Source organism: Desulfosporosinus sp. HMP52 (assembly GCF_000765145.1).
Classification (GTDB): Bacteria; Bacillota; Desulfitobacteriia; order Desulfitobacteriales; family Desulfitobacteriaceae; genus Desulfosporosinus.
The window spans coordinates 48,856-62,938 of sequence record NZ_JMGA01000039.1 but is presented as its reverse complement, the minus strand read 5'-3'; the positions used below and the strand labels follow the sequence as shown (position 1 = coordinate 62,938).

The following is a 14,083-nucleotide window of genomic DNA, read 5'->3' as shown; positions in this document are numbered from 1 at the left end:
TCACTAATTCAAAAAATACCTTCATTTTAGGATAAATAGTAGAGGAAAAAACCATTTTAGTGTACAATTTAGTTGCTTAGGATTGATAACAAATTTCACTATAAATTGACACCTAGATTGAGCAAGGGAGTAATAATATGAATGAAATTGCCCAAGACTTAAATATTGAAATTCAACGCGAAAATCCTCATGTTTACGAGTTATTGTCAAAACTTGGGAAAGAGCTCTACTATCCTAAGGGGATTCTGACGCAAACTGCTGAGGCAAAGCAAAAAGCTCATCGCTTTAATGCAACTATTGGAATTGCAACAGAGCAAAATCACCCGATGTTCTTACCATTAATTCAGGAAACACTTTCGAACTATGATCCCAAAGACCTCTATCCTTATGCTCCTCCAGCTGGGAAACCGGAGCTAAGACAACTTTGGCGCGAAAAAATGTTACAGGAAAACCCTTCTTTGATTAATAAAACATTTAGTAACCCCATCGTTACTAATGCCTTAACCCATGGCTTAAGTATTATCGCAGATTTATTTATTGACGAAAATGATCCACTGGTATTACCTGATAAACTATGGGGTAATTACAACTTTATTTTCGGAGTCCGCAGAGGAGCGAAGAATATTACTTTTCCTTTCTTTACTAAGGAAGGGGCGTTTAATACCCAAGGCATGAAGGAAGCACTGCTTTCCAAAAAAGAGCACGGAAAAGCCATTTTGTTACTTAACTTCCCGAATAACCCGACTGGTTATACACCTACAGAACAAGAAGCAACAGCGATCGTTGCAGCATTAAAAGAAGTTGCGGAACAAGGAATGAATCTGGTAGTAATTAGTGATGATGCCTATTTCGGATTATTCTACGAGGATTCAATTAAGGAATCAATATTTGCGCGAGTCGCCAATATTCATCCTAGAATACTGCCAATCAAAGTTGATGGAGCTACAAAAGAGGATTACATGTGGGGCTTTCGAGTAGGTTTTATAACCTTTGGTTCAGAGTATCCCGCAGTATTAGACGGCCTGGAAAAAAAGGCTCAAGGAATTCTAAGAGGAACAATTTCCAGTGCTTCACACCCAGCCCAAACCTTTGTTTTAAAGACCATTCGGTCGGCAGAGTTTCAGACTCAGAAAAGAGAAAAATACGAAGTCTTAAAACAACGTGCCATTAAGGTCAAACAAATACTGGATCAAGGGGATTATAGGGACGCTTGGGATTACTATCCTTTTAATTCAGGTTATTTCATGTGCCTAAAACTTAAAGGAGTCGATCCCGAAACTCTACGCCTCCATTTACTTGAGAACTATGGTGTTGGGATTATCTCCCTTGGAGAAACTGATATTCGAGTAGCTTTTTCTTGTGTTGAGGAAGAGGAACTTAAAGATCTTTATGACCTTATTTATCAGGGATTTAAGGATTTGGTTGGTAAAACCTTGTAGTTATACCCTGATATAGTTGATCTCTTAGGTTAACAGTCAGTGAATTTGTTCAACTAGAGATAAACTCCAAGTTTCCGTGACAAAATTTTTTATGCTAATTATTCAGAAATACCCGTAGTTAGATATTTGTATCTAACCACGGGTATTTCTGATGACCTTTAGCCCGCTTTTAGCACATAACCATCTCACTTTAAAACAAATTTATGTCACTAATTGATTATTTAGGTTTTGTTTTTACTCTAATCGACAGGATTTTCTTTATTACTTAGGACTTTGTCCAGGAATAATTATATAATATTCTTACAATTAATAGGTTTACAAGTAATTTATAAGAGGAGGGTGCGTATGAAAGTCCGACAAAGATCTCTTTTCCTGGTCTTGCTTCTGATAATGTTGTTTTCTTTTCCTAGTGTTGCCTCCGCCAAAACCGATGAATACGGTTACAATCCTCAAGCACGGTCTTTTAAAGGAACTTTAGACAATTGGGAAGCTTTCATGATGGGTGAACCTCCCACTCCTGTGGATTGGAAAGCAACGGATGTGGTTTTTATTGAGCGAAAATGGGACAAACGTTTCAACCCCATGATGCAAGGAGAGCCTCCCACTGCTCCCGGAGCATGGCAAAGGGCCAAGCTGTGGGAATACTTATCCGGAGATAAACTTGGCTGGTCATGGCATCAAGCTTTGGAAGTGGTTTATTCCCCTAATAGACCGATTCCCGGCGCGATAGTACTCACTCCTGATGAGATGGGGATTGAAGGTTTTTATTGTGTGGTTATGGAAAAGTGGTTGGTTGACCCTCATGGGAAAAAGACAATAGTTGAAGATTTCAACTTAAAACATAATACCATCAAGAAAGCACTTCACTGGAAAGGCTGGAAGCATTAGCTTCCAGCCTTCTCTTTTGTAATTCCCTATCCTCATGTTGATTTTATAATTTGACCAGCTTCATACCCGTTTCATGACCGTTAAGACTCTGCCTTTCTAAGCCCATATCCTCGATTCGCTCAATACTGTCGGCCAGAGTCTCTTGCTTAATATAGTCTTCGAATAATTTGACAGCTTCAGCTATTTCCTCATCACCATCAAAGTATATCTTAATTCTGTCCATCATCTCATAGCCATTGTTCTTTCTCATTTGCTGTACCTTGGAGATATACTCCCTAGCATAGCCTTCATTAATCAGTTCCTTGGTCAAAGTAGTGTCTAGTATTACAAATAAATTGTCCACTACTGTCATTGTAAAGCCTTCTTTAGCCGAGATAGTGGTGATTACATAATCCTTTATTAAGTCTAGAAGCTCACCCTCTACCTCTACTGAGATTGTTTCTCCAGCCTCTAGCTTGGGCACTACTGCCGAAGCGTCTAGGGCCGCCAGCACCTTACCTAAGGATTTAACTTTAGCCCCAAAGATGGAACCTGCCACTTTGAAATTAGGCTTTAAGCTGAAGTTTAAATACTGGTTTAGATCCTTGGCAAACACAACCTCCTTAACATTTAATTCCTCTTGGATTAAGGGAAGCATGTATGCTATTAGTTGTTCATATTTACCGTCAATCAATATCTTTTGGACAGGTTGTCGCACCTTGATTTTCACCTGTTCCCTCGCCGCCCGGCCTAAACCAACTAGGTTCCTCACCAAATCCATTCTATATTCCAATTCCTCGTCGATTAGCCCTAAATCGGCAACGGGATAATCTGCCAAATGAACTGATAGCTCATCTGTCAAACTCAGATAGAGTTCTTCAGCAATATATGGTGCAAAGGGAGCTACTAATTTAGATAGTCCCACAAGTATTTCATAGGTTGTATTGTTGACAGCTTTCTTATCGTCAGTTAATTCTGACTCCCAGAAACGTCTGCGCGAACGTCTAATGTACCAATTGGAAAGATCTTCATTAACAAACTCTTGAATCTTTCTCACCGCTTTGGTCAGATCAAAAACACTTAGATCTGACTCAACCCCTTGGAGAAGGCTGTTATACTTTGATAATACCCAGCGATCAAGCTCCGGTCTGTCTGAGTGGGCAATAAAGAAATCCCGGGGATCCAGCTTATCCGTCGAAGCGTATAAGGAAAAGAAGGCATAGACATTTCTCAACGTGCCAAAAAACTTACTTTGTACTTCCTTAAGCCCTTCAACATCAAATTTAGTCGGAATCCAAGCGGGTGAAACATGGAGTAGATACCACCTTAAAGCATCCGCTCCGTATTGATCAAATAACTCAAAGGGGTTTACTGTATTTCCCTTGGACTTGGACATTTTGTGTCCGTCTTTATCTAGAATCAAGTCGTTGACCAATACTCGCTTATAAGGAGCTACTCCCTTAATAAAGGTCGAGATAACGAGCAGAGAATAGAACCATCCTCTCGTCTGATCAATTCCTTCACAAATGAAATCTGCCGGAAAAAGTTGATCAAAGTTTTGACTGTTTTCGAAGGGATAATGGTGCTGAGCAAAGGGCATTGAACCACTGTCAAACCAACAGTCAATAACGTCGGTTACTCTAGTCATTGCTGCACCACATTTTGTACATTTAAGGTGAATATCATCTACAAAGGGCCGATGTAATTCGATGGTTGTCTCATCCAGTGCCTCCACGGCATTATCAACTAGTTCTTTTCTTGAGCCTATTGATGTGGTGTGACCGCAAGCGCATCTCCAGATGTTAAGGGGTGTTCCCCAATATCTACTTCTGGACAAGGCCCAGTCATTAGCGTTTTCTAACCAGTTGCCAAATCTTTTTTCCCCGACATAATCCGGATACCACTGAACACTGTTATTGTTTTCTACCAATTTGTCTTTGAATTTAGTCACTTCAATGTACCAGCTAGGTTTCGCATAATAAAGGAGTGGGGTCTGACATCTCCAGCAGTGTGGATAATTATGCTCCATCTTTTCTTTTTTAAATAGCTTTCCTTCAGCATGTAACCACTTGATAATGTCTAAATCTGCCTCCATAACAAAGTTCCCTGCCCAAGGTGTGGTTACAAACTTTCCAGTTTCATCGACAGGCTGAAGTACCGGCAAATTATAACGGCGTCCGGTATTATAATCATCCTCCCCAAAGGCTGGAGCGGTATGAACAATTCCTGTACCGTCTTCAGTTGTTACATAATCCCCTATCGTGACAAAAAATGCTTTCTTATCTGCCTTGACAAAAGGCATCAATTGCTCATATTCCACATGCTCCAGGTCTTTTCCTTTGATCTCTTCTATTACCTCAAACTCTTCACCCAAGACCTTAGGGGACAGGGTCTTAGAAACATAATAGATCTCCTCATTCTGTCTAACCTTTAGGTATACCTCTTCAGGATTAACGGTTAGTGCCACATTGGAGGGAAGAGTCCAGGGCGTTGTTGTCCAGACCAGAAAATATTCCTGAACATCTTTGCGCTTAAATTTAACCACAACTGTGTTACTCTTGATTACTTTATAGCCTTGGGCTACTTCGTGAGAAGCTAATCCCGTTCCACAGCGGGAACAATAGGGCAAGATCTTATGTCCTTCATAAATCAAACCGGCTTTAAAAAATTGATCTAAGATCCACCACACACTTTCAATATAATTATTATCCAGGGTTACATAGGGATGATCTAAATCAATGGAATATCCCATCCGTTTGGTCATCTCTCGCCATTGCTTCTCATAGCTAAACACAGATTCTCGACATTTTTGATTAAAATCAGCAATTCCATAAGCTTCAATTTCCTGCTTGTTAGAAAGCTTGAGCTGCTTTTCTACCTCTATTTCCACAGGCAGACCATGAGTATCCCAGCCAGCTTTACGCTTGACTTGATAACCCTGCATCGTCTTGTACCTACAAACGGAATCCTTTAACGTTCTGGCGATAACATGGTGTATCCCTGGTTTGCCATTGGCCGTAGGAGGACCTTCGTAAAAAACGAAAGGTGTTTTTCCTTCCCTTATTTGAATACTTTTACTTAGTATCTCCTGTTCATCCCAAGAACTTGCTATTTCGCTTTCCCTTTTAGCCACCGGCAGATCCGAAAGTGGTTTAAAATTAGACATCATCATCTTCCCTTCTTATTTGAGCAATGTGTTTACCTAGTCATGTTGGATCAATAACATCAAAAAGTCCCTAAGTCAATGACTTAGGGACGGATTATCCGCGGTACCACCCTGTTTATTAATAGATATAGTTAACTACCCATTAATCGCTTAAAACATGTAACGCATGCCAACGGAGCAGCTTAGATTCCTTCAGCCGCCCAACTCCAAGGTGATCTTCACAAAAAACCTTCGTCACAATCTTTCAGCCTAGGATTATGTCTCTAAAACCCAGATTTTTTGTTACTGTCCTTTTCATCGTTGTTATTAATATTTTTACCAATATTCATGTGCTTAAACCTAATATTAGTTTATCATATTCCAACCATATTAATATTGTCAAGAGCATCCATAATGTCTATAGGAAAACAAGACACTGCAAGGATTAAACTGTCTTGTTTTTATTCCCTCAGAAACATATTTAGGTACAAAGTAGCGCAAGCCTCGTTATTTTCCACTATTGATTAATCTTACCGCTTCCTCAGCTGCCTCCATCAAGGTTTCTGGGAGAGAGGGATGGGCATGGATTGTTTCTGCAACATCTTCAACCGTAGCTCCTAATTTAAGAGCCAATGCCGCCTCAGAAATTATGCTTGTGGCTTGAGGACCAAGGATATGCACACCAAGTATTTTTCCACTGCTTGCCTCGGCAACGAATTTAACTAGTCCTTTATTTTCTCCCATTGCCAGAGCTTTGCCACTACTGATGAACTGAGACCTTCCAATAACGACCTCTATTTCCTTAAGGATGGCCTGCTCTTCCGTGAGACCTACGCTTGCCAGTTCAGGGGAGGTATAAATACAGCTAGGTACAACGCTGTAGTTAATGCTTTTTTGGCCTCCCATGGCATTTGCTGCCGCCACCGTGCCTTCGGTGGAAGCGACATGGGCTAGTAAAATCCCCCCTGTTACGTCCCCTATGGCATAAATGTTGGGAATACTTGTTTCCATTTTAGAATTAACTGCGATCTTCCCTTTTTCTACTTTGACACCTATTTCTAAAAGGCCCAAATTATCATAATCGGGACGACGGCCAACTGCTACTAACACGTTATCCACCTGAATCTCTTTTAGTCCTTTTGGGGTTTCTAGGTTAACTAATAAGCTCTCTTCTAATTTATGAACCCCGAGCACCTTAGTTTCAGTTAAAACAGCGATTTTTTCCCGTGTCATTAACTGTTTTAAAGCATTACTAACCTCCCCATCAGCAAAGGGTAATATTCTGTCCATTGCTTCAACCAGGGTGACCTTCGCTCCAAGTTTCTGGTAGATACTTGCGAATTCCACACCGATTGCTCCCCCTCCAATAATAAGGAGGTCAGTAGGAATGTTGGATAACCTTAAGGCATGATCACTGTTCATAATCCAATGTCCGTCAGGCTCTAGACCTGGCATGGCAGTGGGGCGAGATCCTGTGGCAATAATGATGTTTCGCGTCTTCAGAACGGTTTGTTCAGATGGAGTAGTTATGGTTACTTCATTGACTCTAGTAACCTTTCCCTCTCCCCTAATTACACGGATTTTGTTACTCTTCATAAGAAATTCAACACTGGTATTAAGACGTTTAATGATCGCCTGTTTCCTGTCCAGCATCTTTTCTAGAGACACCTCTACTTGGCTTATATCCACACCAAAATCCTTAGCTTTTTTAACGGTTTCAAGTACTTCAGTGGACTTAAGCAATGTTTTGGTGGGTATACACCCCAGATTCAAGCAGGTACCTCCCAAAGCGCTTCTTTCCACAAGTGCTACCTTACCACCCAGTGCACTAGCTTTAACAGCGGCTGTATAGCCGCCGGGGCCACCGCCAATGACAATAACATCAAATACTTCGCTCTCCATTTTACAACCTAACCTCCTTTATCCCATCAAACTAATTCTTATTAAAGAATACATATATAAGCTGACAATGCATTAAACCATTGCCAGCTTACCTCTATATAAACTAAAATAATTGGTCATTTACTGCTATATTAAAAATCTCTAAGTGCGAAGGTGTCTATAATATGAAGATGGTAAATTAAGCCATTTGTTCAGGAGCGGCTGCCTCTGATTTTATGGGAACAACAAAAACAATCACATTTACAAAAATCGCCGTTACAATTAAGAAAAGATTTAATCCAATTAAGCCCTTTTGGAAGAGCCAGTTAAATTGGGTTAGAGCTGTGATAATAAATATCACCATAGATAACGTGGATACAACCCCTAAAGTCTTTCTGCCAGATGACTGATCGAATTTAAATTTCCACTGTCCGGCATTCTCCACCATGGAAACCAGCACCATTAGTAAGATATTAAATGTCATACCGATAAACACTGGATGTATATTAAAGAAAAACTTGACGGGATCCCAACCACCCAGGGCATACCAGCCTAACCCGGAAATGAATCCACCGAGCAGGGCAGCTATCGCTCCACGACGTGTTGCCAAAGGCCAAGCCAAGGCCACAAGCACTGGAGCGAAGGTCGATCCATTCCGTAAGGTCCATGCCAAAACATTCCACCAGGAAGCGTTTTCGCTTCTCATTAGGCCTAATAAAATCATCTCTATGGTTAGGGCAACTAGGGCATATTTTGTATAAGTCACTTTGCGTTCATCACTTAAGGAGGGGTTAATTGCACCCATCACGTCACGCCCCAGACTTGTTGCACCGGAGAACTGGCATGGGGCGCCCCAACCCAGCGCTGCTGCCCAGATTCCAAGGAAAAAGACACCTACTAATGGAGCGGGCAACACTTGAGCCAGATATTGAGGTATGGCTATCATCCCACGAGCTCCGCCGGGTACTACTATAGCAGCTGACAAGCCAAACAAAACACCAAAAATAATGAAAAAAACATTTGCCCCAAATGCCATCAGTAAGCCTTTTCTACCCTCCTCAGGAGTACGACAGGATAAGGCCATTTGGAATGCTGCCTGGGCTACAAACACATTGATTAAAAATGTAGCGAACCAAGCAATGATCACTTGCAATCCTGCATTTGTCGCAGAAAACATAGCCGGTTTCGCTGTGGCTAAGAGAGCTAGGCCGTCAAGCCCGGGTTCTATGAAGAAGGCAATACCCCCAACAATAAACATTGCTGCAAAAGCTAAGCTATTTGCTGTCTGGGTAACAACAATTGACCACATTCCACCTGATTGAAGAAAAATCAGCAGCGTGATACTTGTAATGGCAATAGCAATGGGCAGTGATAAGGAAGTATAGACGTGAAGGGCTGAGGCAAAAGCAAGGGCAGTTGCTACGGACCACATAGGAAAGGTAAAGGCAGTAATCACACCGCTCACACCCAAGGCTAGACGCCCAAATTTGTCCCCGATTAAGCCGGAAACGGTGACCATTTTCAGCCTACGCAGGTTGGCAATTAATAATAGCGCAATGATTAAGACGTGAACCATTTCTGCTACGCCGTACCAAGCCGCCGAGACACCTACTTTGTAAGATAATTCTAAAACAGAAATAAATGAAGATCCCGAAAATAGGCCCGTAATACACACGAAGACCATCCAAGGTTTAAAGCTGCGGCCACCGACCCAAAAGCTGTCACCACCCGAACCCGATTCGGCTTTCTTTTTCGCATATCTGCTCAGTATTATAAGCATAACTGTATAGCTCAGCCACAATCCCACAATCCATGCTCCAAATGAATTCATTAGTACTCCTCCTTCACTTTACGAATAAAGATCAATAGTTCCTATTCCATAATGAATAGGGCCTACTCTATTGAGCATTTAAACATTTGCCTTAACTAACGCTCTTCATACTTATGAACCGTACCATTAATTTCTATAGTATAAGTAATTTCTGCAACTTTTTTGATCATATTCGACGCTGAACAATAGACCTGTTCAGCCATTTGAAGAGCTTTATTCACCTTTTCTACCGGGATATTCTCTCCACTTATCCGATATACGATCTGAATATCGCTGAATACTTTGGGATGCTCTTCTACTCTATTTCCACTAACTTCAATGTCTAAACGATCGTACACGACTCTCATTTTGTTAAGAATATGACCTAACTCGATACCTGTGCATCCGCCAAGAGACATGAGCAATAATTCCATCGGCCTTACGCCTTCATTTTTGCCACCATAAATTGACGAAGCATCCATAGGTATCTTAAATCCACTTTCATCCGTCCCTACAAATTTCATATTTCCTTCCCAGGTAATGTTTACATGCGGCATATTAATCTCTCCTTTTTATGAAAATCACTTCGCTGCTCAACCCTAAAGATAACTCTTGAATAAATAATTCAATCGTTTTGTAGCTTTCACCACCTTGATAAAAAATAAATGCTTTGTCCTTGTGATTACTATTGCAAGGATCATGCCAGGTTACAAAGGGTGAAAAAACTCGAAAATCAAAGAGCTAAGAAAAAAACGTGGTGTCTTAAAGCACCACGTAGAAAATCTCGTCTATATGTCTCGAAAAAAAACAGCTTAAACCAGCCTTTTATAGCCTGTTCCTTTCTTGCACCGGTTCTTCCATTTTTGCACCACTTCTTAATCAGTGTAAGAAATGCCCAATGCTCTAGCTTTCCTCAATAAGGTAGAATGGGCTACTCCTAAGACCTCTCCCGCACGACGCAAGCTTTTATACTCCTTTAAGACCTTGATAATTAATTCAGTCTCCACAATATCTCTTGCCTCTTTTAATGGAACAATCTGATCAATAACTACCCGAAGAGGACTAGAGGAGAAATTGATAAGGAACTTCTCGGGTAACTGGTCTGGGAAGATGGTATCCTGTTCGGACATGATTACCAAACGTTCCACTAAATTAGCTAATTCTCTAATGTTTCCAGGCCAGTTATACTCTTCGAAGAGTTTACAGACCTCATAGGAAAAATACTTTTGCATCTTATACCGCTCGTTAACCTTATCCAAAAAATGCTTAGCCAGTGGCAAAATATCACTTTTCCGTTCTCGTAACGGTGGTATTTTAATGGGCACAACATTAAGTCGGTAGAATAGATCTTCTCGAAACTTCTTTTCTTTAACTAATTTCTCTAAATTTTTATTGGTAGCTGATAGAATTCGAATATTAAGCTTTGTTGGCATACGGCCACCAATGCGGAATATCTCTTGCTCTTGGATTGCTCGTAATAATTTAACCTGAAGGTTCAAGGGCATGTCCCCTACCTCATCCAGCAATAAAGTGCCTCCGTTAGCCAGTTCCATCATTCCGGGTTTGCCTTCCTTATTGGCTCCTGTAAAGGATCCTCTCTCATAGCCGAACAATTCAGATTCAAGGAGATTCTCCGGTATCGCCCCACTATTTATTTGTATAAACGGTCCCTCTGCCCGAGGACTGTTTTGATGAATAGTTTTAGCGATGACTTCTTTCCCCACCCCTGATTCACCAGTAATGAGCACGGTAGAATCAACTCCCGATACTCGCAATGCTTCGTTTACAACACGCTCCATGGCAGAGCTGTGATAAATAAGATCTTTCTGTTCTTTTGCCCTCAGTGATTTCAACTCATGAGAGTATCGCTCAGACTGAAGTTTCAACTGATTTAGCTCAGTTAAATCACGAATGCTGATAACTACTCGAACAAGATAGTCTAGTTCATCAAAGATAGGGCTTGCTGTAATTGCTAATTCGGTTAAATTTTTTCCTTGATATCTATCAAAAGTCACTTTGCCATTTACCATCACACGTTGATATCCTCGAATAAGCAGTTCTCGACATAGGATGGCAAGTCGCTCTATTGGTGCCCCCACGGGGTTGTGGTCAGAACCTTGTACTCTAAAGAAACTCTTATTAACCATTTGAACTAGGCCTTGACTATCAACCACTATGATCCCATCATAGGATGCCTCAATAACGCTTCTTAGTTCCTTGTTAATCCTATTGGCTTCAGCCAATTTGTGCTCAGAACTCATCAGAGCCCCGTGTACCTTATTAATTAGATCAATGCGGGTTAATACACCTGTAAGCTTTTGCTCGTTATTATAAATTAGCAGCCGATCCATAGTATGTTCCCTAATATCATGGAAGGCAGTGTTTTCATCAATTATTTGTAAATGTCTCTCCATGATCTGGTCGACGGTCGTAGCAAAGGTTGCCCCCTCTTCTATTGCCTCAAGCATACGAAAGACCGTTAGAATCCCTACAACGGTATTTTTGTCATCCACAATCGGAGCACAGTTAACTTTAGTTTGCCTGTAAAGATGACAGGCATCCCGTATCGTTTGACTATAATGCAAAGTCCGAGGGTTCTCCAACATAATTTGCTTAACTTTCATGACGTCTCCCCCAAATGCAAACTCGATAATTTTCTTTATTATAATACCCGACCTATCTAATGGCAAAAGACGTTGACAAGGAAAGGCCCTGTGATCTTATGATGATTCACAGGGCTCCTTGAATCGGCTAGATGGGAAGGCTAGATAAATATTCTTCTTTGGTCATTAATTCGTTAAGTTCCTCGGGGTTTTCAAGTCTGAGTTCTGCAATCCAGGCTTCTCCTTCAGGATCAGCGTTTAACATTTCAGGAGCATCATATAGTTCCTCCTTAATTGTCAAAACTTTCCCACATACAGGAATATAAATTTCAGATGAAGACTTTACGGATTCAACTCTTGCTATTACTTCTCCAGCAGTAAATTTATCACTAACTGCTGGAAGTTCTACAAAGACGATATCTCCTAATTGCCTAGCAGCAAATTCTGTTATCCCCATATGAGCCTTCTCACCTTTCAACTCCACCCATTGATGTTCTCTACTATACATTTTCATAGTATTTGCTCTTCCCTTCTTGTTCGATTAATTTTTGTCAGCAATTACTAATGCAATTATCATTCCAAAAGCTACTATAAAAGTTAAGAGGGTTTATATTAATAAATAATTTTGTTTTATTACAGAACAAACATCCCTTACTGCTGAAGCTCCTGCCAGGAATAAAACTTATCTTCTTAGGGTTATGCTAATGTGATGCCAGAACGAATTGTAAGAGCTTACAAACAAAGAATATCGTCCATGCGTGAAAAACGCAGGACGATACGTTGCTAAAGCCTTAAGGAACGATGAATTCTAAATATCTATTCTTTACTTTCGCCTTTTAAGCAACTCCCTGCTAACTTGCGAAACCTCAACCCCACGCTCCTCTAGCATTACTAACACATGGTAGAGCAAATCCGAAACTTCACACCTTATCTCTTCAGGATCAGCATTTTTAGCCGCAATAATCACTTCCGCGCTTTCTTCTCCAACCTTTTTGAGGATCTTGTCAATCCCCTTTTCAAAGAGATAAGTGGTATAAGCCCCTTCAGGTCTTTCCATGTTTCTAGAGCGGATCACCTCAGTCAAAAGTTCTAGGGCTCTGCCCAGTGTTGGCTCCGACCGTACTTCAGGTTCACCTTTTCCCTTGAACCCTTCGCTGGTTAAATCATAGTGGAAACACGAGAAGTAATTTTCATGGCAAGCCATACCTATCTGCTTCACAGTCAGGAGTAATGTGTCCTGGTCACAGTCAAATTTAATGTCGACGATCTCCTGAAAATGCCCTGAGGTTTCCCCTTTCAGCCACAGGGATTGGCGACTTCTACTATAATAGCAAGCCTTCCTCTCAAGTAGGGTTCTCCGTAAGGATTCTTCATTCATATACGCCAGCATTAAGACTTCTTTAGTCTCCAAATCCTGGACAATGGCAGGCACAAGTCCTTGAGCATCCCAGCGGATCGTCGATAAATCCAACCCTTGTATGTCCTTTGCATCCATATGTATCTCAACCTTTCTCTGTACCATCATCATTTACGTTCATTAAGCTGTTAAAGTCTCAAGTCCCTCATACAAGTCCACGAACAAGGATTCCCCGTTCCGCCAAAAACCGCTTAGCCTCCTGAATACTGTACTCCTTATAATGGAAGATAGAAGCAGCTAAGACTGCATCAGCTTCCCCTAAAGTTAAACCTTCCGCTAAATGTTCTAAGGTTCCAACCCCGCCGCTGGCAATGACGGGCAGGGATACAGCTCTGCTAACAGCACGGGTTAATTCTAGTTCGTAACCAATCTTAGTCCCATCACGATCCATGGAGGTTAAAAGGATTTCACCAGCTCCTAGGGCTTCTACCTCAGCAGCCCACTCTAAAACATCCTTACCTGTCGCTGTTCTACCTCCGTGTATGTACACCTCCCATTGGCCCTGTGCTGTTTTTCGTGCATCAATAGCTACAACAATACACTGACTTCCGAAAGCATGAGCACCTTCCTGAATGAGCCTGGGGGTTTTTACTGCAGATGTGTTTAAAGCTATTTTATCTGCACCTGCCCTAAGCATGCGGCGAATATCCTCTATAGTCCGCAAGCCTCCTCCGATAGTAAAGGGTATAAAAACTTCCTCGGCGGTACGACGTACTACGTCTACCATAGTTTCTCGATTATCCGAAGATGCGGTTATATCTAAAAATATCAATTCATCCGCACCTTCTCGATCATACAAAGCTGCGAGTTCTACTGGATCTCCTGCGTCACGCAATTGTACAAAATTTGTTCCCTTGACTACACGCCCATCATGGACATCTAAACAGGGAATGATACGCTTACTTAACATGCCATTCCCCT

10 protein-coding genes and 1 other annotated feature are annotated in these 14,083 nt (G+C 41.3%); of the genes, 2 read left to right on the top strand and 8 right to left on the bottom strand.

Annotated elements, in window-relative coordinates:
• Nucleotides 1-137: 137 nt before the first annotated feature.
• Nucleotides 138-1,439, top strand: a complete 1,302-nt coding sequence (locus DP73_RS14865; protein WP_034600508.1) for an aminotransferase class I/II-fold pyridoxal phosphate-dependent enzyme — start codon at nucleotides 138-140, stop codon at nucleotides 1,437-1,439.
• Between the two features lie 345 nt (nucleotides 1,440-1,784).
• Nucleotides 1,785-2,327, top strand: a complete 543-nt coding sequence (locus DP73_RS14860) for a hypothetical protein (protein ID WP_034600507.1) — start codon at nucleotides 1,785-1,787, stop codon at nucleotides 2,325-2,327.
• 43 nt (nucleotides 2,328-2,370) lie between these two features.
• Here the strand turns inward: DP73_RS14860 and ileS are convergent, their stop codons facing one another.
• The 8 genes from ileS to hisF form a co-directional block, all read right to left on the bottom strand.
• The gene (gene ileS / locus DP73_RS14855; protein ID WP_034600583.1) at nucleotides 2,371-5,472 is read right to left on the bottom strand and encodes an isoleucine--tRNA ligase; all 3,102 of its coding nucleotides are present in this window, start codon (nucleotides 5,470-5,472) and stop codon (nucleotides 2,371-2,373) included.
• Nucleotides 5,473-5,554: 82 nt separating this feature from the next.
• Nucleotides 5,555-5,779 (bottom strand) — a binding site (T-box leader).
• 179 nt (nucleotides 5,780-5,958) lie between these two features.
• Nucleotides 5,959-7,353, bottom strand: a complete 1,395-nt coding sequence (gene lpdA, locus DP73_RS14850) for a dihydrolipoyl dehydrogenase (RefSeq protein ID WP_034600506.1) — start codon at nucleotides 7,351-7,353, stop codon at nucleotides 5,959-5,961.
• A 178-nt stretch (nucleotides 7,354-7,531) separates the two neighbouring features.
• Nucleotides 7,532-9,163, bottom strand: a complete 1,632-nt coding sequence (locus tag DP73_RS14845) for a sodium:solute symporter family protein (protein ID WP_034600505.1) — start codon at nucleotides 9,161-9,163, stop codon at nucleotides 7,532-7,534.
• 95 nt (nucleotides 9,164-9,258) lie between these two features.
• Nucleotides 9,259-9,699, bottom strand: coding sequence for an OsmC family protein (locus DP73_RS14840; protein ID WP_034600504.1), 441 nt, complete (start codon nucleotides 9,697-9,699; stop codon nucleotides 9,259-9,261).
• 318 nt (nucleotides 9,700-10,017) lie between these two features.
• On the bottom strand, nucleotides 10,018-11,766 hold the full coding sequence (locus DP73_RS14835; RefSeq protein ID WP_034600503.1) for a sigma-54-dependent Fis family transcriptional regulator: 1,749 nt from the start codon (nucleotides 11,764-11,766) through the stop codon (nucleotides 10,018-10,020).
• A gap of 127 nt (nucleotides 11,767-11,893) precedes the next feature.
• Entirely contained in the window at nucleotides 11,894-12,259 is a 366-nt protein-coding gene (gene gcvH / locus DP73_RS14830) for a glycine cleavage system protein GcvH (RefSeq protein WP_034600502.1), read from the bottom strand.
• A 309-nt stretch (nucleotides 12,260-12,568) separates the two neighbouring features.
• On the bottom strand, nucleotides 12,569-13,240 hold the full coding sequence (gene hisIE, locus DP73_RS14825) for a bifunctional phosphoribosyl-AMP cyclohydrolase/phosphoribosyl-ATP diphosphatase HisIE (protein ID WP_034600582.1): 672 nt from the start codon (nucleotides 13,238-13,240) through the stop codon (nucleotides 12,569-12,571).
• Between the two features lie 67 nt (nucleotides 13,241-13,307).
• On the bottom strand, nucleotides 13,308-14,072 hold the full coding sequence (hisF, locus tag DP73_RS14820) for an imidazole glycerol phosphate synthase subunit HisF (protein WP_034600501.1): 765 nt from the start codon (nucleotides 14,070-14,072) through the stop codon (nucleotides 13,308-13,310).
• Nucleotides 14,073-14,083: the final 11 nt, after the last annotated feature.